This window comes from Nitratireductor sp. L15S-10, from assembly GCF_045011005.1.
In the GTDB taxonomy this organism is placed as follows: Bacteria; Pseudomonadota; Alphaproteobacteria; order Rhizobiales; family Rhizobiaceae; genus Nitratireductor.
The window spans coordinates 72,269-97,492 of sequence record NZ_CP120674.1; the positions used below are offsets into that span (position 1 = coordinate 72,269).

22 protein-coding genes are annotated in these 25,224 nt (G+C 60.0%); 8 read left to right on the forward strand and 14 right to left on the reverse strand.

Annotated features, from left to right (window positions below):
- Positions 1 to 16: 16 nt before the first annotated feature.
- The 9 genes from P2W41_RS00325 to P2W41_RS00365 form a co-directional block, all read right to left on the reverse strand.
- On the reverse strand, positions 17 to 1,774 hold the full coding sequence (locus P2W41_RS00325; RefSeq protein ID WP_404933985.1) for a thiamine pyrophosphate-requiring protein: 1,758 nt from the start codon (positions 1,772 to 1,774) through the stop codon (positions 17 to 19).
- A 1-nt stretch (position 1,775) separates the two neighbouring features.
- Positions 1,776 to 3,083 (reverse strand): TRAP transporter large permease, encoded by a 1,308-nt coding sequence (locus tag P2W41_RS00330; RefSeq protein WP_404933986.1) that lies wholly within the window; start codon positions 3,081 to 3,083, stop codon positions 1,776 to 1,778.
- Positions 3,073 to 3,585, reverse strand: a complete 513-nt coding sequence (locus tag P2W41_RS00335) for a TRAP transporter small permease (protein WP_292898474.1) — start codon at positions 3,583 to 3,585, stop codon at positions 3,073 to 3,075. The genes P2W41_RS00330 and P2W41_RS00335 overlap by 11 nt, the downstream gene beginning before the upstream one ends.
- Positions 3,586 to 3,588: 3 nt before the next feature.
- Positions 3,589 to 4,593 (reverse strand): TRAP transporter substrate-binding protein, encoded by a 1,005-nt coding sequence (locus P2W41_RS00340; RefSeq protein WP_404933987.1) that lies wholly within the window; start codon positions 4,591 to 4,593, stop codon positions 3,589 to 3,591.
- Positions 4,594 to 4,668: 75 nt separating this feature from the next.
- The gene (locus P2W41_RS00345; protein ID WP_292898472.1) at positions 4,669 to 5,682 is read right to left on the reverse strand and encodes a TRAP transporter substrate-binding protein; all 1,014 of its coding nucleotides are present in this window, start codon (positions 5,680 to 5,682) and stop codon (positions 4,669 to 4,671) included.
- A gap of 49 nt (positions 5,683 to 5,731) precedes the next feature.
- Positions 5,732 to 6,625: an amidohydrolase family protein gene (locus P2W41_RS00350; RefSeq protein WP_404933988.1), complete on the reverse strand. Its 894-nt coding sequence runs from the start codon at positions 6,623 to 6,625 to the stop codon at positions 5,732 to 5,734.
- Positions 6,622 to 7,680, reverse strand: a complete 1,059-nt coding sequence (locus P2W41_RS00355) for a 4-oxalomesaconate tautomerase (protein ID WP_404933989.1) — start codon at positions 7,678 to 7,680, stop codon at positions 6,622 to 6,624. Before P2W41_RS00355 ends, P2W41_RS00350 begins: the two co-directional genes overlap by 4 nt.
- Positions 7,673 to 8,344, reverse strand: a complete 672-nt coding sequence (locus P2W41_RS00360; protein WP_292898469.1) for a 4-carboxy-4-hydroxy-2-oxoadipate aldolase/oxaloacetate decarboxylase — start codon at positions 8,342 to 8,344, stop codon at positions 7,673 to 7,675. The genes P2W41_RS00355 and P2W41_RS00360 overlap by 8 nt, the downstream gene beginning before the upstream one ends.
- Before the next feature lie 12 nt (positions 8,345 to 8,356).
- Positions 8,357 to 9,091, reverse strand: coding sequence for a PIG-L deacetylase family protein (locus P2W41_RS00365; RefSeq protein WP_292898468.1), 735 nt, complete (start codon positions 9,089 to 9,091; stop codon positions 8,357 to 8,359).
- Between P2W41_RS00365 and P2W41_RS00370 the strand changes: the two genes are divergently transcribed.
- A complete protein-coding gene (locus tag P2W41_RS00370) occupies positions 9,083 to 10,477 on the forward strand; it encodes a LysR family transcriptional regulator (protein ID WP_404933990.1) in 1,395 nt (464 codons plus the stop codon). The genes P2W41_RS00365 and P2W41_RS00370 overlap by 9 nt on opposite strands.
- A gap of 33 nt (positions 10,478 to 10,510) precedes the next feature.
- Here P2W41_RS00370 and P2W41_RS00375 read toward each other — a convergent pair whose 3' ends face one another.
- On the reverse strand, positions 10,511 to 11,305 hold the full coding sequence (locus P2W41_RS00375) for a helix-turn-helix domain-containing protein (protein WP_404933991.1): 795 nt from the start codon (positions 11,303 to 11,305) through the stop codon (positions 10,511 to 10,513).
- 279 nt (positions 11,306 to 11,584) lie between these two features.
- Between P2W41_RS00375 and pobA the strand changes: the two genes are divergently transcribed.
- The 5 genes from pobA to P2W41_RS00400 all read left to right on the forward strand — a co-directional run bounded on the left by pobA (position 11,585) and on the right by P2W41_RS00400 (position 16,091).
- Positions 11,585 to 12,763 carry a 4-hydroxybenzoate 3-monooxygenase gene (gene pobA / locus P2W41_RS00380; protein WP_404933992.1) on the forward strand — a complete coding sequence of 393 codons (1,179 nt, stop codon included), beginning with the start codon at positions 11,585 to 11,587 and terminating at the stop codon, positions 12,761 to 12,763.
- Between the two features lie 191 nt (positions 12,764 to 12,954).
- Positions 12,955 to 13,365: a protocatechuate 3,4-dioxygenase gene (locus P2W41_RS00385; RefSeq protein WP_404933993.1), complete on the forward strand. Its 411-nt coding sequence runs from the start codon at positions 12,955 to 12,957 to the stop codon at positions 13,363 to 13,365.
- 9 nt (positions 13,366 to 13,374) lie between these two features.
- Positions 13,375 to 14,226: a class III extradiol dioxygenase family protein gene (locus P2W41_RS00390; RefSeq protein ID WP_404933994.1), complete on the forward strand. Its 852-nt coding sequence runs from the start codon at positions 13,375 to 13,377 to the stop codon at positions 14,224 to 14,226.
- A 22-nt stretch (positions 14,227 to 14,248) separates the two neighbouring features.
- The gene (locus P2W41_RS00395) at positions 14,249 to 15,184 is read left to right on the forward strand and encodes a Gfo/Idh/MocA family oxidoreductase (protein ID WP_404933995.1); all 936 of its coding nucleotides are present in this window, start codon (positions 14,249 to 14,251) and stop codon (positions 15,182 to 15,184) included.
- 19 nt (positions 15,185 to 15,203) lie between these two features.
- Positions 15,204 to 16,091 (forward strand): NAD(P)-dependent oxidoreductase, encoded by an 888-nt coding sequence (locus P2W41_RS00400; protein WP_292898461.1) that lies wholly within the window; start codon positions 15,204 to 15,206, stop codon positions 16,089 to 16,091.
- Positions 16,092 to 16,144: 53 nt separating this feature from the next.
- Here the strand turns inward: P2W41_RS00400 and P2W41_RS00405 are convergent, their stop codons facing one another.
- Together P2W41_RS00405 and P2W41_RS00410 are read right to left on the reverse strand one after the other, a co-directional pair.
- Positions 16,145 to 19,363 carry a 4Fe-4S double cluster binding domain-containing protein gene (locus tag P2W41_RS00405; RefSeq protein WP_404933996.1) on the reverse strand — a complete coding sequence of 1,073 codons (3,219 nt, stop codon included), beginning with the start codon at positions 19,361 to 19,363 and terminating at the stop codon, positions 16,145 to 16,147.
- A 143-nt stretch (positions 19,364 to 19,506) separates the two neighbouring features.
- Positions 19,507 to 20,982 carry an aldehyde dehydrogenase family protein gene (locus P2W41_RS00410; protein WP_404933997.1) on the reverse strand — a complete coding sequence of 492 codons (1,476 nt, stop codon included), beginning with the start codon at positions 20,980 to 20,982 and terminating at the stop codon, positions 19,507 to 19,509.
- Positions 20,983 to 21,345: 363 nt separating this feature from the next.
- On the opposite strand from P2W41_RS00410, the gene P2W41_RS00415 reads away from it, so the two are divergent.
- On the forward strand, positions 21,346 to 22,383 hold the full coding sequence (locus P2W41_RS00415) for an OsmC family protein (protein WP_404933998.1): 1,038 nt from the start codon (positions 21,346 to 21,348) through the stop codon (positions 22,381 to 22,383).
- Positions 22,384 to 22,666: 283 nt separating this feature from the next.
- On the opposite strand, the gene P2W41_RS00420 is transcribed toward P2W41_RS00415, so the two are convergent.
- A complete protein-coding gene (locus P2W41_RS00420; protein ID WP_292898457.1) occupies positions 22,667 to 23,284 on the reverse strand; it encodes a helix-turn-helix domain-containing protein in 618 nt (205 codons plus the stop codon).
- Positions 23,285 to 23,399: 115 nt separating this feature from the next.
- Between P2W41_RS00420 and P2W41_RS00425 the strand changes: the two genes are divergently transcribed.
- A complete protein-coding gene (locus P2W41_RS00425; protein ID WP_292898456.1) occupies positions 23,400 to 24,902 on the forward strand; it encodes an ABC transporter substrate-binding protein in 1,503 nt (500 codons plus the stop codon).
- A gap of 79 nt (positions 24,903 to 24,981) precedes the next feature.
- On the opposite strand, the gene P2W41_RS00430 is transcribed toward P2W41_RS00425, so the two are convergent.
- Positions 24,982 to 25,197, reverse strand: coding sequence for a 4-oxalocrotonate tautomerase family protein (locus P2W41_RS00430; protein WP_404933999.1), 216 nt, complete (start codon positions 25,195 to 25,197; stop codon positions 24,982 to 24,984).
- Positions 25,198 to 25,224: the final 27 nt, after the last annotated feature.

Genomic DNA, 25,224 nt, shown 5'->3' on the forward strand with positions numbered 1-25,224 from the left:
ATGGGGTCGCGCTCCGTCACTCGGCTCGCACGCGCACATCAATTACCACCTGCCGCTGCTCGTCGCGAACAACCGCGACTGCTCTAGCGAGGGCGGCGGGCAATTCTCCGGCTTCCTCCACCACACAGGTCCAGGCGCGTGAACCAGCGGCAACCGCGCAGTAGTCGGGTGCAGGAGACAAGTCGGAAAGCGGCACCTCATTGGCGCGAGAGGCATACCCTTCCGGGTAGACTTCCAGTGTCGAGAGCCTGACAGCGTCCCAGGCACCATTGTTGAGTATCACCGTAAGCAGTGGCAAATCGTGAGCTTCTGCAACCTGGTGGCAAACAACGGGATTTGCGAACATATACGAGCCGTCACCGACCACACAAACGACCAAACGTTCCCGGTCAGCAAGTTGAGCGCCCAATGCCGCGGGAAGCGCCCAGCCAAGACCGCCTGCCGGCGTGTTGCCGAAAAACCGGTTGCCGGCCTTTAGTGTGTAGAAGGGAGAGGGAGCTCCTCTTTCGTTGAAGACGATACCTTCGTCCCCTAGAATCTCGGAGACGCAGTGCGCGACCCATGCCTTGCTGGCCGCTCCGCGACTTCCCGCCTCAGCCGTTTTTGTCACCCTTGCGCGGTAGGCCTCATGACCGGCAACCGCGGCTTCGCGCCGGATACGCGTTGCTGGCGGGTGCGCATCCAGAGCAGTGTCCAGGGCAGCAAGGATGCGCGCGGTATTGCCCGCGATGGCAAGAGAAGCGCGGTAAGAGCGCACCGGCATGCGGGCGAACAGCGGATCAGGACCAACATGGATCACCTTGGCCATCTCAGCCGGCTGCGCTGCACTTTCAATCCAGGCAACGGGCGCATCAACAACGAGTACGACATCAGCAGCCGGCAGCAACTCAGCCAGATTGGGACCAACGAGCATCGGATGATCGCTCGGCATGACGTTGCGTGTGGCAAACACTTCGCTGACAGCAATGCCGTGCCGCTCCGCCAGGGCTCCCAGAAGAGCCGCCACCTTGCCCGCCGGATCGCCGCGCTGGCAAATGATAAGCGGGTTCTTCGCAGTCGCCAGCCAGGCGGCTGCCTGTTCGATGGCCTGTGGATCAGGAGCGGTAGGGCTGGCCGCCACCTGGAGTGGCGCGTTCCCCTCCCCCAGCGCTGGCGCGGGCTCGCACAGCGGCTCCCGCGGAAGGCTCAGATAAACCGCTCCAACCGGCTCCGACATGGCAATGGCGTAACCGCGCGATACGAGGTTGGCGGCGTTCTCGGCATAGCGCAGCTCGTAATTCCATTTGACCAGTTCGCACACCATGCCACTCTGATCGAACTGTTCCTGCCCGTACTGGATCGGCGTGCGGCGCGCGCCCGGCCGGTCATGCTCGGTAAGCGGCGTGCGGCCGGACATCATGATCAGGGGCACGTCGTCGGCATGAGCGTTGATCAGCCCCATGACGGCGTTGGCCAACCCGACATTGACATGCACCATGGCCGCCTGTGGCCGTCCGGTAACCAGATAGTAGCCGTGCGCCATAGCAACCAGCGCCGCCTCATGTGGGACGATCACCGGCTTCGGCGCGCGTTTTCCATCCTCGCCACGCCGGGCGTAGCTCTCGATAATCGGCGCAAAATCGCTGCCGGCATTGGCGAAAAGATAGTCAACACCGTTGGCTTTGAGACTGAACAGCACCGCATCGGCGCCTGTTGGATTGTCGAGTGCATCGGTCATGAAGGCAGTCTTTGCTTTGGCGGAAACATTGCAATGAACCGGCGAAATCGCGGTCACGCTAGTTTCCCATCATTGTTTGCGGGATATAGAGGGCGATCGATGGAAACAGGATCAGCAGGACCGTGCAGACCGCCATCGCGATCCAGAACGGAATGATCCCCCGAAACACAGTCGACAGCGGCACGTTGTCGGCGATACTGGCGACGACAAAGACATTGAGTCCGACTGGTGGCGAGATCAGCCCCATTTCAAGAACGATCACTGCGATGACGCCGAACCAGATCGGATCGAAGCCGGCAGCAATGATGGCGGGGAAGACGATCGGCAGGCTGATGACCAGCAGCGACAGACCCTCAAGAAACGTTCCGAGGATGATGTATGCCGCCAGGATCAGGAACAGCACTCCGTAGGGACCGACATCAAGAGCCGTCAGCCCCTGGCTGATGAAGTGCGGAAGGTCGCTCAACGCCAGAAAGGGTGCGAAAATGTTGGCGCCGACGAGGATCAGGAATACCATCGACGTGGTACGAACAGTCTGCATTAGCACGTTCTTCCACTGCGCAAGGCTTAGCCGCCCGCGGAAGAACGAGACGAACAACGTCAGTACCGCTCCGATGCCGGCGGCTTCTGCGGGGGTAAAGAAGCCAAGATAGATGCCGCCGATGGTAATGACGATAATGCCACCGATCAGCGACGCACGCAGGCCGGCGCGGATGCTCTCCTTCAAGGTGAATGGCTCCCCGGCCGGCCCATCGGCCGGGCGGAGCAACGTGACAATATAGATCGCAACGACGAACAGTGTGGTAAGCAGGATGCCCGGAAGGATGCCGGCCATGAACAGACGGCCGATCGACTGCTCGGTCAGCGTTGCATAGATGATAAATCCGGTCGACGGCGGAATCAGGATGCCGAGGGTGCCACCGGCCGCCACCGACCCGGTCGCCAGCGCATCGGAGTAGGCAAAGCGCTTCATTTCCGGCAGGGCCACACGTCCCATCGTAACGGCCGAAGCGATGGACGAGCCGCTGAGGGCGGAGAAACCCGCGCAGCCGATCACCGTGGCCGAGGCGAGACCGCCACGCAGCCGGCCGATCCAGGCGAAGGCCGCATCGTAGAGGTCACGGCTGAGCCCCGATGCGCTGGCAATGTTGCCCATCAGAACGAACAGCGGAATGACGACGAGTTCGTATTGCGTGACAGTAGCGAACGCTTCCGACGACGCCATGTAGAACGCGGTGTTGGCGCCGCTCAGCGCCGTGATGCCCACAAAACCGACCGTGCCGATGGCGAGCGCAACCGGAACACGCAGGATCAGGAGGACCGCAAGGCCGACGATGCCCAGCAGGCCATAGAGTTCATTCGGCATCGTTGCTCACCGACTTCAATTGTTTGATGATATCGAACGCAACCACAAGCGCATAAAGGCCCAGGCCGAACGACAGGGTGAAGTAGAACGGAGCATGCGGAAACGACAGGAGCATCGTCCGCTCACCGAAATCCCCGGCTTCCATTCCACCCACGAAGCTGCGCCATGAGAGAATCGCGAGAAATGCTAAACTGATGAAGTCAGCCAGCAGCAGCTGACCGCGTCTTAGCCAGGGGGGCAGAAAATTCTGCAGGGCGTCGATGGCAATATGAATTCCATGTGTCGCCCCGCTCGCAAAACCGCTGGCGGCGATTACCGCCAGCGTCATCACCATGATATCGCGTGCACCGAAAATCGGTGATCCCAGTGTTCGCCCGACCACATCACAAAAGACCAGTCCGGCCAGAAACAGGATCGCTATCCCGCCCAGAAGACCGAACCCGTCCGCCAGACGGCTGGCGACCGTCGGTCTAGTTTCCTTTGCACGCATCATCGTCGTCATGGCCTATTTTTTGTTGTCGAGAGCTGCTGCAATGTCGGCGGCGTTTTCCACGCCACGCCCCTCAGCTTCGGCAACGAGCTTGTCGCTAACGGACTTGGTCGCCGCGACAAATTCTGCCTGCGCCTCGGCATCGAGCATAATGATCTCTTTGTCGGCTTTCTTCAGAATGTCCATGCCGTGCTCGGCCTCCTTCGCGTAGGAGGCTGCGGAATCCAGGCTGAGTTGCCGGCCGCTAAGATTGTCCAGCTCCGCTTTCTGGGCTTCGCTGAGTCCATTCCAGGCATTCTGGTTCATCACCAGGAAGAACGCCGACGACGGGGTTGGCAGCCCAAGAGTCACATGGTTGACCACCTCGTCGAGGCGGAAAGAGGGAACGCCGCTCGGATCGATGAACAGCCCGTCGATCACGCCGGTATCCATTGCGGTGTAGATCTCGCTCGCGGGCAGCGGGACCGGCGTCCCACCCCAGGCTTCGATGATCGCCGCCGAAACCTGATCGGCGGTGCGGATCTTGAGGCCCTTCACATCGGCCAGCGTTTTGACCGGCTTGTTGCGGGTCATCAGTACAGCCGGCTCGCTGCCCCACAGCGCAAGCAGTTTGGCACGCTCATAATCCGGCGCGATATCTTCGATATTGTCCCAGATGGCGTTGGTTGCCTCGGCCGCTGTTTCGAACATGCCGGGCGATACAGCCAGCATGGTGCGCGGGAAATTCTCGGTCGTATAACCAGGCAGCCCGAACGCGATATCCGTGACCCCTGTCAGCGCGGTTTTCCATTGTGCGACCGGACTCTTGCTCAACTCACCCGACGGGAAGATGCGGAAGGTCAGTTCGCCACCAGCCCCTTCGGTCAGTGTCCTGGTCCACGGTTCCAGAACCCGCGCCTGCATGTGGTGCATCGGGCTCATGAAATGCGACACCTTCAACTCGGTAGCGCTGACGCTCCCCGCCATCGCGGCGAGTGCCAGGCCGAGCAATCCGGCAAATCCTGCTGCTGCACGTCTCATGTCGTTCCTCCCTGTTGTTGTCCGGCGCCCCATGCGCCACCAGCGGGCTCCCTCCCGCCAGCCAGTCGAATCTGCTTATCGCGTCGTCGAGACGCTGTTGCGCAACCCCTCGACAATTGCTTTTCCATCCACGCCGGCGGCTTCCGCTGTTTTGAGCATGGACTGCATGACGGCATCCGATTTGGCATGGAAATCCTCGAGCACCGCCGGCTCGACCTCAATGATCGTTTTGCCGGCCGCGCGCACCATGTCGAGGCCGCGCGCCGCTTCGGTGGCATAGGACCCCGCCGCCGTCATACTGAGTTCGCGACCGGTCAATGCATCGAGCGTGGCCTGCTGGTCAGCGGTCAGGCGCTCGAAACTGCGGCGGTTCATCACGAGGAAATAAGCGGAGGTACTGGAAGGCAGGCCTACCGTGAAGTAGTTGGCGACTTCATGCAGCTTGAAGGATTCGATCGTGCTGGCATCGCTCATGATGCCGTCGATCACACCGGTGTCGATCGCCGTATACATTTCGCTGGCGGGCAGCGGCACGGGCGTTCCGCCGAGCGCCTGCACGATGGCGGCGCCCACCTGATCCGCAGTGCGGATCTTCAGCCCTTGCATGTCTTCCATCGTGCGGATCGGCACATCCTTGGTCATGAGGATCGCCGGTTCCGCCGCCCACATGGCAAGCAGCTTGGCGCGTTCGTAGTCGGGTGCCAGCGCATCCATAGTCTCCCACATCGCCGTCGTCGCTTCAGCCGAGGAGTGAAACAGGCCCGGCGCGACGGCAAACATGGTGCGTGGGAAGGTTTCGCTCGTATAGCCCTGTAGCCCGAAGGTGATGTCGGCAACACCGGTTAAAGCCGTTCTCCACTGGGCTGCGCCACTTTTGCTCAATTCGCCCGAAGGAAATATCCGGATCGTCACCTCGCCGTCGGTCTCGGAGGCAAGCTTGTCCGCGAGGGGCTGCATCATGCGCTTCTGCATGTGGTGCATCGGCGACATGAAATGCGCCAGCCGGAGTTCCGCGGCAGACGAGGCTGCCACCAGTCCGAGGCCAAAGGCAGCCGCAAGGGCAAGACGGATAGTTGTTAAACGACGCATTCTCAATTTCAATCTCCTGACGGCAGCCTGACCGGCAACCGATATGCCGTTACATCTCGCCCCAATAGAGGCGCGAGGGATTGGCGACGAGCAGCTTGCGTTGCAGGTCGGGGGTTGGGGCGATCGAGGGAATGAGATCGACCAGCAATCCGTCATCGGGAATGTGACTTTTCATGTTCGGATGCGGCCAGTCAGTCCCCCACAGCACCCTGTCGGAATAGGTCTCGACGAGATTGCGCGCGAAGGGCACGACATCGTGATAGGGTGGTCCCTCGACCGTCAGACGCTCGGGGCAGCCGACCTTGACCCAAAACTTCTCGTCTTCAAGCATATCGACAAAGGCACGGAACGGCGCAGCATCGGCACCCGCTGCTACATCGGGCCGCCCCATATGGTCGACGACCACCGTCGTCGGAAGGCCGCGCAGAAAGGGTTCGAGCTCTGGCAGGTCCTGCATCTCGAAATAGACGACGACGTGCCAGCCGAGTTCAGCCACCCGTTCGGCGATGCGCTGGAAGTCGTCACGCGGCGCGGTATCCACCAGCCGTTTCAGAAAATTGAACCGTACGCCGCGTACGCCGGCGCGGTCCATCATCTGCAAGTCCTCGTCAGAAACGGAAGGGGCGACGACAGCAACGCCGCGTGTGGTCTCCGGTTCTGCCTCCAGCGCATCGATCATCGCGGCATTATCCCTGCCATGACAGCTCGCCTGGACGATGACGCTACGCGTGAAACCAAGATGCCGGCGCAGGGAGAAAAGCATTTCCTTGGGCGCATCAGTGGGCGTGTATTTCCGCTCCGGCGCATAAGGAAAGCGTGCCGCGGGACCGAAAACATGGCAATGCGCGTCGACCGCGCCCGCAGGTGGCACATAGGCCGGCTTCGAGGGGTTCGGGTGAAAAGTCGGGGGTTCGGCCGTCATGATCGTCTTTTCCATCGTCATTGGGCGAACACCTCGCCATCGAAAAGCTTGCGCGCCGTGCGCAGCATACCGGCTCCGGTCACCACACCCTCCCCGTCGACTGTAAGGATCGCAGGGGTCGCGCCAGAGGGATGCTCTATGAGGAGCACCTTGTCAAAGCCCTCCGGCACCACCGCGATAGCGGCGGCCGGTGCACCGGGCAGGAGGCAGGCAGTCGCGACACTGACAGCGCCAAAGACACCAATCGAGGCATGGCAGCGATGTGGGATGAATGTCCGCGTCGTGATCGCTCCGTCGCCGCGGGGCGGCGCAACCATAGTCATTTTCGGCACAGATTTCTGCGAGACATCACCGAGATTCATCATCGGACCAGCAATCAGACGAATGGTTTCAAGGCGCGCCTTGAGCGCAGTGTTGGCGTCAAGCTCCTCGCGCGTTTCATACCCGGTGATGCCCATGTCGCTGGCGGTGAGCACTACCACTGGCATGCCGTTGTCAATGCAGGTCACCGCGACCCCGTCGATCATGTCGAACACCCTGCCTGTCGGCAACAGCGCGCCGCAGCTCGAACCGGCGACGTCGAGGAACTCGAGCGGCACCGCAGCCGCCGAACCGGGAACGCCGTCGATGCGCGCCGCGCCGCGATAGGTCACCTTCCGACCAGGCGTGGCAACTCGCGCGACCGCCACCTTGCCCGTGTTCTCCATATAGATCCGGACGCGCGTCTCGCCGTTCGATGCCCGCACCAGACCTCGCTCTACAGCGAAAGGACCGACGGCGGCCAGCATGTTGCCGCAGCCCTGCGCGTCGGTTACCAGCGCCTGATCGACGAATATCTGCAGAAACAGATAATCGACATCCGCATCGTCACGTGTGGAGGGGGAAACGATCGCGACCTTCGAGGTCAGCGGATCGCCTCCACCAAGTCCGTCGATCTGACGCGGGTCGGGAGACCCCATCACACCCAGCAGGAACGCGTCGCGCGCAGCCGTGTCAGCGGGCAGGTCGGCGGCGAGGAAGACCCCGCCCCGCGAGGTACCACCGCGCATCCACATGCAGCGCACGCCGTCAGACATATTTCAGCCCCTTCTGCTCCAGGCGCGAGCGCATCTCATAAAGATCGAGGCCGAGTTCGCCTGCAGCCAGCCGGGCGCGCTTGGCGTCCTCGTTCGCCTCGCGCTCGCGGGCCTTTGCAAGCACGTCTGCCGCTTCCGCATGCCGCACCACGCAAACACCGTCATCATCGGCAACGATGACATCGCCCGGATGAACAAGCTCGCCAGCGCACACGACCGGAACATTGACCGAACCAAGCGTTTCTTTGACCGTCCCCTGAGCGCAGATCGCTTTCGACCACACGGGGAAGCGCATCTCGGTAAGGTCGCGCACATCGCGCACGCCGGCATCGATGATCAGCCCTACGCCACCGCGCGCCTGCATCGACGTGGCCAGAAGATCGCCGAAATAACCGGCGTCGGACGGAGATGTGGTTGCGAGAACCAGAATGTCACCCGCCCGCACCTGCTCGATGGCAACATGCACCATCCAGTTGTCACAGGGCGGCGCCAAAATGGTGACGGCAGAGGCGGCCAGCCGTACGCCCGGATAGATCGGCCGCATGTAGGAGGCGAGGAGCCCCTTGCGCCCCTGAGCCTCATGCACCGTGGAAACGCCGCATCTGCCGAGCCCCTCGACGATTGCCGGATCCACCCGCTCGATATTCTGTACCACGACATTCATGCGGAAAGGCCCCTACAGTTCGTCGATGGTGCGCGGATAAACAGACTGGAAACCCTCCGCGTATTTGGCGGGGCGGCCGCCCGACTGACCTCCCGAGTTGCGGCGAAAATGATTGCCGCGGTTCTCGGCGACATTCGTATAGAAGTGCCAGAGATGTTCCTGGCCTTCCATGCATTCGATGGCCTGCATTTTCTTGTCCCAGACGTCGGTGATGTCGAGGAACGTGTCCGGTTTCCAGCCCATCTGCTCGGTCTGGTGCGGCTCGAAGAGATAAAGCTGCGGCGCACCGAGCACCTTTTCGCCGGGATTGTGTCCCCAGGCCTGCGCGATCATCCGGCATTCCATGGCGATCTTCGTGGCATGCGAATGATCGAGATTGTACGGATCGTAATGCGAGTGGCTAAGCATGAAACGGGGCTGCACGGCGCGGATCACGTCGACCAGCCTGTACTTCGCATCGCGATCGATCTCGAGCGGATAATCGCCCAGATCAAAGAATTGGATATCGTGAACATCGAGCGCCCGGGCAGCGTTTTCGGCCTCGCGGCGACGCTCGGCCTTGACCTTGTCGAGGGTCATGCCCTCAGATTTCCACAGCTTCGCGGATTCGCCACGCTCTCCATAGGACAGGCAGACGACCGTCACCTGGTATCCAAGCTTTGCATGCAGCGCGATTGCGCCGCCCGCCCTCCAGACGAAATCGGCTGAATGGGCACTGATTACGAGAGCGGTCTTGTCGTGGGCCATTGGGCGATCACTACCTTGCTGTTGTGTCTTTCAGCTCGCAAAGCTAGCGCCATTCGCGGCGCATCCGCCAATTTGAATGTTGCCCCGGGCTCGATGAACTATTCATTTTGCGCAATTTCTATTTCGCGCTATGGGAAGATGCGCGTTATGCATCGACCCATCATCCGGAGGCCTGCATTGGACCCATACGCCGACATCCCAAATCTGAAGCACCTTCAGGCACTGGAAGCGATCGCTGCGACCCACAGCATCACGCGCGCCTGCGACCACCTGAACCTGTCGCAACCGGCACTGACACAGGGGATCGCCAAGGTCGAGGCGCAACTCGGCGTAAAGCTGTTCAACCGGCGGCGGGGCATGCTGACGACGGAACCGGGAGAGGTCTATCTGAAGCGCATCGGCCGCGGCACGCATTATCTACGGCGCGCCGGCGAGTATGCGGCGCGCTTCGCCAACAGACCGCCGCCACACCTGCACCGACGCTTCACGCTCAGCCAGTTGCGAGCCCTGATCGCGGTTGTCGAGCACGAGAGTTTCCGCCTGGGGGCACAGCAACTCGCCGTGCAACAATCGACCGTTCATCGGTCCTGCCGCGAACTCGAGGCGCAACTGGACTGCGCCCTGTTCGAACGCACCAGCGCAGGCATAAAGCCCACCCGCCAGGCAGTGGAATTTTCACGGCTCTCAAAGCTGGCGCTCGGAGAGTTCGCGCAAGCCCGAGCCGACATCCAGGGCTGGAAGGGCAGCTTCGCCGGACGCTTTGCCATCGGCTGCCTTCCATTGGCAAAGACCAGCCTCCTGCCTAGCGCGCTCATGCGGCTTACCGACGAGTACCCGATGCTTGATATCACCGTGGTCGACGCCCCCTATGCGGATCTGTCGAAAGCGCTGCGACACGGCGATATCGAAATCATCATCGGAGCGCTTCGGCGTGCTCAGTTGCCGCCAGAGCTTGTGCAGGAAGAGCTCTTTGTGGACCCGTTGATCATCGTTGGGCGAAGCGGTCATCCATTGTTGTCCGGACAATCGATAACGCGCCGGAGCCTGGCCGCGTTTCCATGGATCGCGCCGCGCGCCGGAGCGCCTGCCAGAGACTATTTCGACAGTTTTTACGCCGCGCTGAACCGGCCGAATGAGGACGCCCACCCAATAGAGACCGGGTCCCTTACGGTCTTGCGCGGTTTGCTGATGAACAGCGACCGGCTGACCATTATCTCCGCCCGTCAGGTGGACTATGAGATCAAGCTGGGGCTGTTATCCGAGGTCGCGTACCCGCTCGAAGGCAGCGAGCGTTCGATCGGCATCACAATGCGCGAAGGGTGGATGCCTTCAGTACCGCAGCAAAGACTGCTCGAGCACCTGAGAACGATCGTGGCAGAGGTCTGACGCGTCTTGCGGTCGGACATCTGAAAGCGCTCTCTAAACACCCTTGTGCAGATGATAGGCGGCACCAAGACCCGCAGCACACTCTTGCAGCGCCGGCAGATACTGCTCGTGCAGCTGTCCGTCCGTGACCGCTCCCTTGAGAATGATCAGAACCAGTGCACCGACGGGCCGGCCCTGCGACACCACCGCAACACCCACCGCCCGCGTGCCCGCCATCGGCGCATTGTAATCGTGCATCGAAAAGCCCTGATTGCCGACTTCGGTAATCGCCTGCAATGTCACATCCACGCGCTGTTGAACGTTGCCGCCATCATCAAGTGCAGCGCACTGCCGTTTGACAATCTCAAGCCGTTCCTCTTGCGGTAGCGCAGCCAGATACGCCATGCCGGCAGCCGAATCCAAAATCGGAAAGCGGCGTTGCTCGAAGCGGCGCAGATGGATGGGAGAGGTATCGCGGTTGGAGGCTGCAGTCACCATCGCATCGGGCTCGGCCATCAGCAGATCGGATGGCCAGCCAACCTGCAGACCGAAAACGTTCAACCGCTGCCGCGCCTCGGTGAGAAATGGATTTTCGACCATCATGGCGCTGGCCAGACGTCGCACCTGCGGCAGGGGCTCATAAGCCCCGGTATCGCTGTTCTGGCGCACATACCCGGCAGATCTAAGCGTAGCCAGGAGACGGATCACCGTTGCTTTTGGCAGCCCGGTGAGTGTCACGAGCCGGGTAATTGTAGCAGGCGGATTTTCATTCACTGCAATGAGAATCTCAAGCCCGCGCAACAAAGACCGTACGCCTGTCGACGCAGACTTTTCATCAGTATCGATCATACCAGCTCCATGCCCGCCGGATCGTGGCGAGAAAAAAGGGGAGATTTTTCCAAAAATCCGATTCTGTCAAATCGCCAGCGTCCGATCTGCCTTGCTTGCAACCGACCAGACTGGATCGCTGTCGGTCCACTAGACAGACCATAGTTCATTTTCTTGACAACGCCGTCACCTTAGCCTTTACTGATGCCTCCGGCCTCGGTTTGTCCGGTCAGACCGTCGCGCCTGGCATCCCCGGTGCGGCAAATGCCATCAAGAGTCACCACACTGGTATTTCGAACCATGAAGAAAACGCGCATCGCCATTATCGGTGGAGGCCCTGCCGGGCTGCTGCTTTCCCATATTCTCGATCTGAAGGGGATCGACAGCATCGTTCTGGAGCGGCAGAGCAAGGACTATGTGCTCAAGCGCATACGCGCCGGCGTGCTGGAATATGGAACCATCAAGCTGCTGCGCGACGTGGGTCTCGGGGAGCGCATGGACCGCGAGGGACATCTCCATGATGGTACCCACATCGTATGGGAAGGGCGCAATCCGTTCTTCATCGATACCGTCAAATATACGGGCAAGCCAATGATGGCCTATGGCCAGACGGCGATCACCGAGGACCTATACACAGCACGGGAGAAAGCGGGCGCGGAGATCATCGACGAGGCCGCCGATGTAAAGCTGCATGACCTAACGGGCGACAAGCCCTATGTGACCTACATCAAGGACGGCAAGCAGGAACGCATCAACTGTGACTTCATCGCCGCCTGCGACGGTTTTCACGGTATCGGTCGCCAGTCGATCCCTGCCGATATTCTGAAAACCTACGAGCAGGTCTATCCGTTCGGCTGGCTCGGTATCATGTCGGAGACCCCGCCCCTGCCCGACATCATCTACGCCCAGCATGACAACGGTTTCGCGCTCGCTTCGCAGCGCAATCCCATGCTCAGCCGCTACTATATCCAGTGCGACCTCGACACCGATCTGAACGACTGGCCCGATGACCGTTTCTGGGAAGAGCTGAAGATCCGTTTTCCCGACGAGCTGTCCAACCAGATCGTCACCGGCCCGTCCATCGAGAAATCCATCGCTCCGCTGCGCAGCTTCGTCGCCGAACCGATGCGCTACGGCCGCATGTTCCTCGCCGGCGATGCCGCGCACATCGTGCCGCCGACCGGCGCCAAGGGGCTCAACCTGGCCGTCTCGGATGTTTACTATCTGGCCCGAGCCTTCGAGACCCACTACGCAAAAGGCGACGACGCCTATCTAGACGGCTATTCGGCGATGGCACTGCGCCGCGTCTGGTCGGCTGAACGGCTTTCCTGGTGGCTGACCAAGCTGTTGCACGTCTTCCCGCAGGAAACGCCGTTCGAGAAGAAGGTGCGTATCAACGACTACGATCATCTGTGCGTGTCCGAGCGCGCGCAGGCAGCACTTGCCGAGCAATATATCGGCCTTCCGTTCGAGGATTGAACTCGCAGTCACTACACAAATCAATGCCGATGAATGCCTTGTTAGCGGAAAACAAAAAGCTTTCCGGGGAGATGCATCACGGCTTGTGCAGGAAATGAATAATGGGGCGCGCAATTCCAATTTCAGTTGCAGCTCCCCTGATGCCAGTGTGGAGCGACAGGTTCCGCTTCTGTGCGAACAAGGAGGCATTCATGTCATCGTCCAATGAAGAGAGCGGCAGCACGCCATCGATCACCGAACGCATTGAGGAAGACAAGCGGCTGGCCCGCTCGCTGGAAGGCACGTATCTGTTCGACGGCGCTCGCAGCCAGAAGAACTACCCGCTCAACAAGATGTGCATGTCGCTGACGAAACAGGAAAATCGCGAGGCATTCGCAGCCGACGAGGTCGCATATTGCGACCGGTTTGGCCTTAGTGAGGAATCGAAACGGCTGGTTCTCGAACGCGACTGGATCGGCATGATCCGCTCCGGCGGCAACATCTACTACGTGTTCAAGCTCGCGGCGATCGACCATGTTTCGATGCAGCATGTGGGAGCGCAGCAGAACAGCATGACGCTTGAGGAATTCCGCGCCAAGCTCAACGCCCACCGGGATCAATAGGAGGTTTCCATGGCTGAAATCATTGCCGCCGTTACGACAAGCCACGTTCCCTCCATCGGCATCGCCATGGATACCGGAATCACGCAGGACCCTTACTGGAAGCCGCTGTTCGACGGCTATCTCCCAGCCAAGGAGTTCGTCAAGGAGCTAAAGCCTGACGTTACCATCGTCGTCTACAACGACCATGGTCTGGAAGTATTCCTCGACCGCGTACCAACCTTCGGCATCGGCGCCGCCGAACAATATCTGTCGGGCGACGAAGGCTGGGGGCCCCGCCCGATCCCGCCATTCCAGGGCGACCCGGATCTGAGCTGGCATCTGATCGAACACCTGGTTGCCCAGGAATTCGATATGACCATGTTCCAGGAAATGACGGTGGATCACGGCTTCACTGTTCCCATGAGCGTGTTCTTCGGCGGTCCCGCCGGCGAGGTGGAGGAATGGCCGACCCGCGTCATCCCCATCACCGTCAACACCATCCAGTTCCCGCTGCCGCTCGCGGCGCGCTGCTACAAGCTGGGCCAGGCAATTCGCAAGGCAGTCGATGCCTATCCCAAGGATACGCGGGTGCTGATCATGGGGACGGGCGGCATGTCGCACCAGCTTCAGGGCGAGCGTTCCGGCTTCATGCAGCCTAATTTCGACCGCATGTTCCTTGACAAGATGATCTCCGACCCGATGGCCCTGACGAGGATCCCGAACGGCGTTTTCATGAAGGAAGCAGGCCATGAGGGCGCCGAGCTCATCATGTGGCTTGTAGCGCGCGGCGCCATGAACCTGGAAGTGGAGGAGGTGTATCAGCACTACCATGTATCAGCTTCGCTGACCGCGGCAGGCCTCGCCTGTTACCGCAACAAGTAGAGTACGGGCGAACAGGCGAAACATGGTGCGGATCGCTGTCATTGGCGAGGGCGCGATTGCTGACACGCATATGCAGTCACTGTCGCGCATCGCCGGAGTGGAGGTCGTGGCGCTGGTCCATGGCGAGGCGACGGCGGGGGCTGCCTTCGCCAACAAATGGAACATCGCTGCGACCTCGCCCCATCTCGACGCCGTGCTGCAACGCGACGACATCGATGCGGTGATAGTCGCCAGCCCGTCCGCCCTCCACCCGGAGCATGCGACCAGGGCGCTTGACGCCGGCAAGCACGTCCTCGCGGAGATCCCCATCGGTCTTGATCTTGCCTCCTGCGAGGCGCTTGCCGCGCTCGCCGGTTCTCGGCCCCACCAGGTGGCGATGGCGGCCCATACCCGCCGATTCTCGCCGGCTCACCGCCATCTGAAGGCGCGGATCGACGATGGCTCTTTCACACTTCAGCACCTTGTGGCGGAGACATTCTTCTTCCGGCGCACCAATCTGAACATGCATGGCGAACCGCGCAGTTGGGTCGACAATCTTCTGTGGCATCATGCCTGCCACACGATCGACCTGTTTATCTGGCTGACCGGCGATCCCGATCCCCGCGCCTTTGGCCAGGCGGGGTCGTTGCATCCGGAACTCGGCATTCCCATGGACATGAGCGTCGCGCTAAAGGCGCACGGCGGTCCGCTGCTCTCCCTCGCCCTCTCATTCAACAACCGCGGCCCGTTCGGCGGATTCTATCGCTATATCGGCGACAGCGGCACATTCCATGTCTTCCGCGATGTGCTGGAGGATCACGAGCGCCAGCCGATACCGTTGTCCGGCGCGGCTTTTCTCGATCAGGATCAGGCCTTCATCGACGCCATTAACGGAGTTGGACCGGTCCGATCGGCCATCGGCGACGTGCTGCCAGCCATGCGCGCCATCGATCGTATTGATGCCCTTATCCAGCCCTGAAACAGGAAACGGACACACCATGCAGACCATAGCCTTTGTCGGTTTCGGCGAAGCGGCAAGCGCCTTCGTCGGCGGATGGGGTGCGCGCCAAGGCCAATTGGTCAAGGCGTTCGACATCAAGACCGACAACCCGATCGGGAGCGTGGCGGCGGCCAAGCGCGCAGATTACGGGCGCACCGGTGTGGTGGGCTGCCCAACCCTCAAGGAAGCGTTGCAAGGCGCCGGCCTCATTTTCAGTACAGTAACCGCCGACCAGGCGCAAAATGCGGCCCGCGAGGTGGCCGCACATATCGGCGCTGGCGCCCTTTATTGCGACATGAATTCCTGTGCCCCGTCCTCCAAGCGGGAAGCGGCAAAGGCAATCGAGACTGCCGGCGGACGCTATGTCGATGTGGCGGTGATGTCGCCTGTTCTGCCCCTGCGCCATCACGCACCGCTCCTGGTGAGTGGCCCGCATGCCATGGAAGCGCTGGCCACCCTTCAGACTCTCGACATGCGCCCGGCGCCGGCCGAGGGACCGGTCGGAACGGCATCCGCGATCAAGATGATCCGCAGCATCATGGTCAAGGGCATCGAGGCGCTGGTGCTCGAATGCGTTCTGTCGGCGACCCGCGAGGGCGTCGACGAGGTGGTTCTTTCTTCGCTTGAGAAAACCTTTCCGGGTTTCGGCTGGGCCGAGCGCTCGGCCTACATGCTCGAGCGCGCCATGGTGCATGGCACGCGGCGCGCCGCCGAGATGGAGGAAGCCGCAAAGACGGCCGCCGATCTCGGCCTGTCGGGACGCATGGCGCAGGCCACTGCCGAATGGCAGAAGATCATCGGTTCCTTGCAGATCGACGACCTGAGCGAGACCGAAAAGGCCGACTATCGGCTTCTTGCACAAAAGCTCCTCGCGCGCCTCGGCTGATACCTGGCTGTTGTAGAACGGCCCGCATGACGTGAGCCGGGCCGTTCTCGTGCCTAAAGGTCCAGAACGATCCGCCCCTCGGCGGCAGCGGCGCGCGAGCAACACAAGATCATGCGCTTTTTTCGCTGCTCCCTGCTGAGCACAAAGTCCCGATGTTCCACTTCTCCTTCAAGATAGCCTGTTGAGCAAACGCCGCACAGACCGTCCGAGCATTTGACATCGACGACGTAGCCAGCCTTCTCAAGCGCCTCGGTCGCCTTGAGGCCTGCAGGCACGTCGATCACCGCTCCGGACCTGGCGAGTTCCAGTGTGAACGGGTGGTTTTCGTATTCCATGCCGTCGGGAACGGAGAAATATTCTCGATGCAGAGCGTCATCCTGCCAGCCCCTGGCCTTCGCCGTCTCGAAGATCGCGTCCATGAAGGGCGAAGGACCGCATGTGTAAAGATGATCGCCGGACCGATAGTCGCCAAGAACATCGGCGATGTCGAGCCGGTTCTCGTCGCTGAAATGAAAGCGAACGCGATCGAACCATGGCACTTCCTCCAGCTCCGCGATGAAGGCCGCCTGGGCGCGTGTCCGCGCCTTGTAGTAAAGGGTGAAGTCGGCACCTGCCCTGTGCAGCTCATGGCCCATGGCAATCAACGGTGTCACCCCGATGCCACCGGCCAGCAGCAGATGCCGTCTGGCTTCAGCGATGACCGGGAAATGATTGCGCGGCTGTGAAATGACGACCGGAACGCCCGGTTTCAGCATCTGGTGGATCTTTTTCGAACCGCCGCGCCCTTCGTCCTCGCGCAGAACACCGACAAGATACGTGTCGAGCTTCTGTGGGTCGCCTGCCAGCGAGAACTGGCGAATGAACTGCGGGGTAACGGTGACATCGATATGCGCACCGGCGGTGAAAGCGGGCATCGGCGAGCCGTCACGGGTCTCGATCTCGAACAGGTCGATCTTGCCGTCCGCGGAACCCTGCCAACGCCGCTTGACGCGGGCAACGATGACAGGTGACGGTCCCGACAGTCTGGTGAGGCCTGGGGTCAGATTTTCCGTCTCACCGCGCTTGACTCGCGCCTGGTATTCATCGGGATCGAGCAGTGCCCTGTAAGCTGCGATGCCTGCCTCGCGGTCGACAGGATTGGGCATTGGCAGCGGTGGTGGTGCCAGCGGGGCTGGATAGGCGGCAAGCGTCTGATCCTCGTATCTCAGGTCGATGTGGCGGTTGAGGTCGCGGCGGTTGGTCTCAACCGCCTTCACCACCTTGCCCGTTCCGTCACTGGCGATATCCCACCACCATTTCTTGACTGGGTTGATCTTGCCACGCCCCACAGCATCGTCCAGTCGGGCGATGAGCCTGGCCACCGAGGGAAAGTTCATTGCCGCCCAGCGAAACGGCGCTTCGCGCACGAGACCTTCGAGGTTCCATGGACAGGTCTTCATGCAGCGTCCACACATCGAGCCGCCGAGATTTGTTACACGGTAGCGAGTGCATTTCTCCACATCCGCCTTCCAGATCTCGTACCCGTTGAACATAACCTTCGGGCCCGATGAGATAGCTCCTGACGGGCACTCGCGGGCGCATTTGTTGCACGAGCCGCAGAATTTCTGGAGACCGAAATCGATAGGCTGGTCCACCTCCATCGGGAAATCGGTGGTCAGAATACCGGTTTTGAGACGGGGCCCGAGAAACGGATTGAGAATGGTTTCACCAATGCGACTGACCTCCCCAAGGCCCGCCAGCAGCACCAGCGGTGTCTGGATGACATCGCTGTCGGCTGCCGAATGCGCTGTTGCCGAGAAGCCGAGATACCGCAGATGCTGTGCCACGACACCACAGACAAGGCCGGCGCGCATATAGGTCCGCATCGACTGGGCACTTGAAATCCAGTCGTCTCCGCTGGCACCATCCATGGTCTCATAGCCCTGATCGATCATCACCGAAACGGCCAGTGGATGCTGAACCTCCATCTCGCTGCCGTCCTGACGGTGGGAGTACCAGACCCAGTCGGGCGCGCGCGAGATGCCGCAGATATCCGCCCCGAGGAAGTGCATCGTCGCCTTGATCAGGTCCGCATTGCGCCTGGGATCTTCGTACCCGCCGGCGCGCTGCGGCGCTTCTTTGCCCCGCTGCAACAGCGAATAGGTATTGAGTGCAAGGCGCAACGCTGCCGCCAGCGGTGCCTTTGCGACCGAATACCCGTCCTTGGATGCCTCCATCGGGGCCTTGCCAAGATCGCCAAAGGCTGCACGAAGAAAGAACTCGCTGCTTTTGGGAACGCGGGGAATTCGCTCCTCGTCAATATAGGTTGTCGTCTTCTCGACACGCTTCAGCTTCTCTACCGGGTAGCGGCTGTCCTTGAAACTGCGCCTGGCGAAATCAATCTGGTTGCGGGCGTTTTTCGGACTGCTATAGCCCACCCACCAGCCTGCACCCTTGGCGCGTATGCGATCAGCAAGGCTCTGCGTCTTCAGCGGTTCATCCGGCTCCATCTCCAGCGTCGTCGTGACGACAGACAGGCCGAAACGCGTTCCGATGAAAGGATTGCTGATCTTTCCATCACGACCAACCTGCGCCAGACCCGCCGACACCGCCAGCCGGTTGAGGTTGAAATTTGTCGTGGTGGCCGTATGGCTGCGTGCCTCGTACCCCAGCACCCGCAGGTAGTTCGCCACCACCGCCGCCGTCTCGGCACTGCGCAAGGCAGCGCGCCATTCCTGCAGATCTGTGATCCAGTCGGCCCCCGGCTCATTGACGCCGGGATCGCGCGGATATTCCACCAGAAAGACGACCGCATCGGTGTGATGGTCCAACGGCCTGTCGGCCAGTTCCAGGGCCCGCCCCATCTGGCGTATCACCGCACCCGGATTGAACCGCAGCCGGAGCTTTTCCTCGGAGTGGGAATATGAGGTGGTGCGAAGCAGCGGGTGCTCGACAGGCTCGGCCAACCGGTGCGCGGCGTCAATCTTGCAGATGCCAACCAAAGCGCTGTCAAGGAAATAGCCGGCCGCCTTCATATGCTGAGCCCGCTCGCGCGGGCTGTCGGGAATTTCGGCGCGCAACGGGTTGTGATCCCCATCACGGACGGCATCGAGTGCGCACATGTAATCGCTGACCGTTTTGCCCAGATGCAGCGGATCGTTGTCGAAGCTTTCGCGCAGCGTACCGTTGCCCCTCACCCGTGTCAGGTCTGGCATGTCCTGCGTGCGGCCCAGCCTCTCCGATGGATATGGGCCAAGATGAACCGGGCGTCGGGCGTGAGAAAAAAGGCGCATGAACGTCTCCTCCATGGATGCGCCGCGCTCCTCTGGTCTTTTGCAGCGCATCATTCTGATTAAAATGGACCATGGTCCACAAATTTGAATGCGTAAACAATACCCCTGCAGGCTGTCTCTTGCCTGCAGGGGCGCGGATGTCGTCAGGCGCCGTCCAGCCAGCCGGCGGGCGCCGAGATCGAATGATATCCCTGAAACTCGAGCACGCCTTCGTAGCCCAGATTGCGGCCGATGCCCGACTGCTTGAACCCGCCGAACGGCCCCCGGCTGTCCTGCGCGGTAGGACCATGTCCGTTGATGTAGGTATAGCCAGCCTCAAGCTGCCGGGCGATGGCGAGTGCCCTGTCGCGATCCTCCGTCCAAACAGAAGAGCAGAGGCCAAAGTCGCTGTCATTGGCGAGCCGCACGGCTTCCGCTTCGTCGTCGAAGGGTATGATTGGCAGTACCGGGCCGAACTGCTCGTCGCGCACGACGCTGAGGCCCGGCTCCGGCCCGAAGACCAGCGTCGGCTTCTGGAAATAGCCTTTCGCGTAGAGTTCCGCGTCTGGCACGGTGCCGAACTCCTTAACCTCCGCCCCGGCGCTGCGCGCCTCCTTGATCATGCCATGCACGATGCCGAGCTGCTTGCGGTTGTTCAGCGGCCCCATGGTCGTGTCGGGCAGCATGCCGTCGCCGACCACCTGCCGCGCGCAGGCTGCTGAAAGACCGTCCACCACCTCGTCATAGCGCGAGCGATGAACGTAGAGCCGCTTGAGCGCCATGCAGATCTGCCCAGTCGACATGAACGCGCCAAGATACATGCGCATGAAGGCGCCGCTATCAAGCGTCGCATCGGGTAGCACGATGCCCGCGTCGTTGCCGCCCAATTCCAGCGTCACCGGGGTCAGGTGCTCGGCCGCCGTACGCATGACATGCTTGCCCACCTCAATGGAGCCGGTGAAGTTGACCCTTCGGACAAGCGGGTGCCCCACCAGGGCGTCGCCGATGTCGCCTGAGCTTCCGGTCACCACATTGAGCACGCCTGGCGGCAAAAGCGCCGCCATCTTGTGCAGTGTCAGCGTCGGCGCCAGTGCAGAATTCTGTGACGGCTTGACGACTACCGTGTTTCCCGCGATGAGCGCCTGCGGCAACTTGGCGCCGAGAATCGAGAGCGGCCAGTTCCATGGCACGATCAACGCAGCGACACCGCGAGGCTGACGCGTGATGATCGTGTCAAACGGAGGGCCGCGAAGCGTCTCGTCCTGCTGAAGCCGGTCCGCATAGGATGCCGAAAGCAGGAAACGGTCACCAAGTCGCGTCATCTCGAGCCGGGTTTCCTTCAGAATTTTCCCGTGCTCACGGCAAAACAGGCTGGATCGGAAAGCGACATCGTCCTCATCGGCGACCAGAACTTCAGCGATCTTCCTCAGCAACCTGGCGCGCTCTTCATAGGAGCGTTCGGCCCATGACGGAAACGCCGTGTGAGCAGCGCGGACAGCCGCATCCACATCGGATACGGAACCTCTTGCAGCATGGCCAACACGCTCATCAGGACGAGCGGGATTGTATATCGCATAGGTTCGGTCATCTTGTGCGGACCGAGCCACACCATCGATGAACAACCCTGTTTCAACGTTCATCTCGTTTCGCATATTCGTTCCTCCCGGCACCAAGATCAAACACCCGCCCTCGCGGCCTTCGTGCTTGGAACAAAGCCATACACAATTATTGGACCATGGTCCATAAAATCAGGAAAAGAGTGGCGAGCCGCGTCCTGGATCAGGGAAAGTGCTCGTTCGGCATTGACGACACACAACAATCAGCCTTACAAAAACAGACCATGGTTCAACAGACGGACTTCAGCTGAAATGAGACCTGCCAACGTAATCGCTGAACAAAACCACCCGCTGGCTATCCCGCTGCGGTCTGCTCCAGGCAATCTTCGGCCTCCATCTCCCCGGCTGGGAAACGCGACGCGGACTGTTGTGCGTTCGTTGACAGTGATGCAGAAGGAAGCGCTCATATCCGAGGCGAACGCCGATCGGACCTGGCGGCTCCTGTCAGATGAGGGCGCTTATTTGAATGGCCATGACGAAGCACCTCCCCCGCTCGCTTATCTTTCTGCGGGAATGGTGGCGTCCTATCTGAATGAAATTCACGCGCTGGCAGATATTCGCAAGATTGAGATTGATGACATAGAAGTCATACAAGACAATTTTTATTCGATGAATGGCTCATTTGCCAAAGGCACAATGAAGGCATCTGCGCATGACATCGAGCTAAAAGCCAAAATCAGTTCCAGGCACGATTCCGACACACTCAGATCGCTGATCCTCGATTCTATTGCATCATCACCACTCAACGGATTGATGAGGGGAGCGAAAGAAAGTCTTTTCCGGCTTTGCCACAACGGTTCCGAGATCGATATACCTGGCAGCAAGAAAATTTCTGATCCTCTTCTACCTGCCTTCGAGGAAGACAGCTTCGATATTCTGGATGGGAACTGGGAAGGTGTTATTGAGCATACGAGGCAACCTTCCCCGATAATGAATGATACCACCACATTTGCAGGCGGGGCATTGACGGAAACGCAAAATCGGATGCTTCACCTGCGGGTATATGCGAAGCGCCAGCCGGACGGCATCGTGAAGATCCGACAGCACGTTTACAATCCACACGGTTCGGTTTTTCACTTCACCTCGGATGAAGAGGGCAGAGCACCGTCAGCCGCGGCATTGATAAGCGCAGGTATTGGATTCTGCTTTATGACGCAGCTCGGTCGTTACTCTGCGATGATCAAGAAGCCACTCAAGAGCTATCAGATCATTCAGGACTTTCATTTTTCGCGAGGGGGAGCTACCGGCAAAACCGGGAAGGCCGGCGAGGCAGCGCCACTGGAGACGCATGTTCACATTCGAAGTGATGAAACAGACGCGTTTGCCCAGTCTATGCTCGAGGTGGCGGAACAGACGTGTTTTCTCCATGCATTCTGCCGCACCCCTTTGAAAGCCAAGCTTACAATCTCTCCTTTGGGTGAATAGGCGAAACCACTCAGAAGCCCCTGGACACCTGTCCCGTCGGGAACGTGACAGGGTCCGGGCGGCCTCAATAGCGAGACAGCGGCAGTAAGGATACTGTCAGCGTAAAAGCTGCCGCCAACCGTTCATCCACACGATCGGGAAAGGCGAGCGAAGGGAAATGTCTTGACGAGCAGCCGACCTCTCGACGTCAAGCCACCCGCTCCAGGTGGGCACGAAGCTCCTTGAGCGAATACTACCAGAACACCATTGGCACATTGTGCTGTTTGCCGTCAGAAGAAGCGCGCTATTCACTCTCGCGATAAAGCGCCCAGATCACACGGGCAGTCTTTGACCCGGCGTTGAGGTAACGGTGGGGACGGTCGCTCGCGAAGCGAAAACTGTCGCCTTCACCGAGAATATAGCGTTTACCGTCGACATAGAGCTCGATGCCGCCCTCCAGAACGACACCCGCTTCCTCGCCCTGATGGACAAACGGCTCGTCACTTGAAGAGCCGTGAGGCTCTATTGTCATCATGTACAGGTCGAGCCGCGGCTGCCGGGCGAAAGGTGTCAACAATTCCTTGTGTATTCCCGTCCTGTTCAGATCGATATGCCGCCGTTCATGCACGCGGGCAACGATCCGGTCACTCACCGCATCCTCCAGAGCGGGCTCGAAGAGATCAGAAATCGCCACATCAAGCCCATCTGCAAGCTTGGCGAGCACCCGGACCGAAGCAGAGGATATGCCACGCTCGATCTGACTAATAAGGGCGATCGACAAACCAGCCCCCGAGGCTAACTCCTTGATGGACATGCTGCGCGCCTGGCGCAAATGACGAATGCGCTCACCCACAATATGGTCGGTAGAGCGCGCAGCTCCGTTGTTCTTCGCTTGTGCTGGCGTCGGGCTATCCGTCGGCATCCACTGGTCCTTGCTGAATCATGACTCTCGCAACTGCATATTCATGAAAAAAAAGTTTGTAAATTCACCAATGTGCTAATAGCATCTTTAAATTATATAAAGGGGAAGAAGACAAATGTACAAGACCCTTGCTGCTGTTGTGATGGCGTTGGGCTGCTCCCTCACGACACCAAATACAACCATAGCGCAAACTCTGACCATTGCGCAGGATTTCGATCCGAGCGATCTGTATGGCACCCGCTCAACCAACAATGCCATGTTTCCGATACTGGAATCGCTTTATCTGGACGATCCCGCGACCGGTGAGATCAGGCCTCTTCTTGCGCTTGAGCACCAAATGGTTTCCGACACCGAGCTGCTTATCAAACTGCGGGAAGGCGTCACATTCTCCAATGGCGAGAAGATGAATGCCGAGGCGGTTGCGCACAGTATCAAACTGTTTGCCGATCCAAAAACGGTCCCCGCCTACGGCATCTACGCCAGCACCGTCGGCACAGCAGAAGTGGTGGACGAATATACGGTGCGGATGACGCTGACAAAGCCGAGCCCCATTGTCGATCTTCTGCTGGCGCAGATTCTCGTGATACCACCCAAATACTGGGAGGAGGTCGGCCCCAAAGGCTTTGGCCAAAACCCCGTAGGAACCGGTCAGTTCGTCCTCACCGAATGGTCTAAGGACGATCGCATCGTCATGGACCTCAATCCCGACTATTGGGGCGAAGCGCCCAATGGCTTTGACAAGATTGTCTGGAAGACGGTTCCGGAGGCCAATGCACGCGCCGCGGGTCTGAAAACCGGCGAGTATGATCTTGCCATCGCCATTCCGGCAGTAGACGCCATCGAAATTGAAAACCTGGACGGGGTGGATATTTACTCCGGCGATGTTTCGAGGGTTTTCCAGCTTACCCTGTCTTCGCTTCCTCAGCACGAGGGTCCGATACAGGACAAACGAGTTCGCCAGGCACTCAACCATGCCATCGACAAAGAGGCGATCATCGACGCACTCTATTATGGAAAGGCCAAACTGCTGAACGGGCAGGTGATTCTGCCCTCGCAGCCAGGTTATGACCCGGACATGCGGGATTATCCCTATGATCCCGAAAAAGCGAAAGCACTGCTGGCGGAAGCCGGTTATGCCGATGGCATCGAGATTGAGTTTCGCTGCCCTGCCAATCGTTATCCGCAGGGGCAGGAGACCTGCGAGGCGATCTCGGGCATGCTGTCCAAGGTGGGCATCAAGACCAACATAACCCTACTGGAATCAGGCGAGTTCATCCGTCAGCTGGTGAACCGGGAATATGCGCCCATGGGCATACTGGGTCTGGGCGTTCCAGACGATCCAAGCTTCGGCCTTGCGGTCTATCGCTCCGACTGGCGCTATTCCTACTACCAGAACCCCGAGCTCGATGCCCTGATCGATGCAAGCGCTTCAACCGTCGATCCGGAGGAGCGAGCGGAGATCATCCGCAAGGCCAGCAAACTGATCTATGACGAAGCCGTCATCGTGTTCCTGTTCGGCGGCCGCGAATTTTACGGCCATAGCGAGAGGCTGAAGAATTTTGCGACCAACACCGCCCAACGCTACTTCTTCTACGATGTCGTGCTGGAGCCCAAATAGGTTTTGGCGCAGTTCCGACCCGGCAACAAAAAACCCGGCGGTTCAGAACCGCCGGGTTAGTTTTTTTGGTCGATTGCCGCTAACCGTGTTCATCCGGCTTTAGAGGCCCCTTGCGGTCGATCTGGAGCCGCCCCCCGATAGACCAGTCTTCCCGTTCGACATCTTCAAAGACAATCGTCACCCAGTCACGCTCGCCACCCAGTGTATTCACGATGGCATCGGTTACAGCGGCTGCCACAGCGCGCTTCTTCTCGGTCGAACGGCCCTTGTCGAGGGTAATGCGAATAAACGGCATGCGCTCTCCTTGCATTGAGGTTCAAAT

Coding starts and splice junctions, on each gene's coding strand:
- P2W41_RS00330 (WP_404933986.1), bottom strand. CDS start 3,083: ATGCCGAATGAACTCTATGGCCTGCTGGGCATCGTCGGCCTTGCGGTC.
- P2W41_RS00335 (WP_292898474.1), bottom strand. CDS start 3,585: ATGACGACGATGATGCGTGCAAAGGAAACTAGACCGACGGTCGCCAGC.
- P2W41_RS00340 (WP_404933987.1), bottom strand. CDS start 4,593: ATGAGACGTGCAGCAGCAGGATTTGCCGGATTGCTCGGCCTGGCACTC.
- P2W41_RS00345 (WP_292898472.1), bottom strand. CDS start 5,682: ATGCGTCGTTTAACAACTATCCGTCTTGCCCTTGCGGCTGCCTTTGGC.
- P2W41_RS00350 (WP_404933988.1), bottom strand. CDS start 6,625: ATGACGATGGAAAAGACGATCATGACGGCCGAACCCCCGACTTTTCAC.
- P2W41_RS00355 (WP_404933989.1), bottom strand. CDS start 7,680: ATGTCTGACGGCGTGCGCTGCATGTGGATGCGCGGTGGTACCTCGCGG.
- P2W41_RS00360 (WP_292898469.1), bottom strand. CDS start 8,344: ATGAATGTCGTGGTACAGAATATCGAGCGGGTGGATCCGGCAATCGTC.
- P2W41_RS00365 (WP_292898468.1), bottom strand. CDS start 9,091: ATGGCCCACGACAAGACCGCTCTCGTAATCAGTGCCCATTCAGCCGAT.
- P2W41_RS00375 (WP_404933991.1), bottom strand. CDS start 11,305: ATGATCGATACTGATGAAAAGTCTGCGTCGACAGGCGTACGGTCTTTG.
- pobA (WP_404933992.1), top strand. CDS start 11,585: ATGAAGAAAACGCGCATCGCCATTATCGGTGGAGGCCCTGCCGGGCTG.
- P2W41_RS00385 (WP_404933993.1), top strand. CDS start 12,955: ATGTCATCGTCCAATGAAGAGAGCGGCAGCACGCCATCGATCACCGAA.
- P2W41_RS00390 (WP_404933994.1), top strand. CDS start 13,375: ATGGCTGAAATCATTGCCGCCGTTACGACAAGCCACGTTCCCTCCATC.
- P2W41_RS00395 (WP_404933995.1), top strand. CDS start 14,249: ATGGTGCGGATCGCTGTCATTGGCGAGGGCGCGATTGCTGACACGCAT.
- P2W41_RS00400 (WP_292898461.1), top strand. CDS start 15,204: ATGCAGACCATAGCCTTTGTCGGTTTCGGCGAAGCGGCAAGCGCCTTC.
- P2W41_RS00405 (WP_404933996.1), bottom strand. CDS start 19,363: ATGCGCCTTTTTTCTCACGCCCGACGCCCGGTTCATCTTGGCCCATAT.
- P2W41_RS00410 (WP_404933997.1), bottom strand. CDS start 20,982: ATGAACGTTGAAACAGGGTTGTTCATCGATGGTGTGGCTCGGTCCGCA.
- P2W41_RS00415 (WP_404933998.1), top strand. CDS start 21,346: ATGCAGAAGGAAGCGCTCATATCCGAGGCGAACGCCGATCGGACCTGG.
- P2W41_RS00420 (WP_292898457.1), bottom strand. CDS start 23,284: ATGCCGACGGATAGCCCGACGCCAGCACAAGCGAAGAACAACGGAGCT.
- P2W41_RS00425 (WP_292898456.1), top strand. CDS start 23,400: ATGTACAAGACCCTTGCTGCTGTTGTGATGGCGTTGGGCTGCTCCCTC.
- P2W41_RS00430 (WP_404933999.1), bottom strand. CDS start 25,197: ATGCCGTTTATTCGCATTACCCTCGACAAGGGCCGTTCGACCGAGAAG.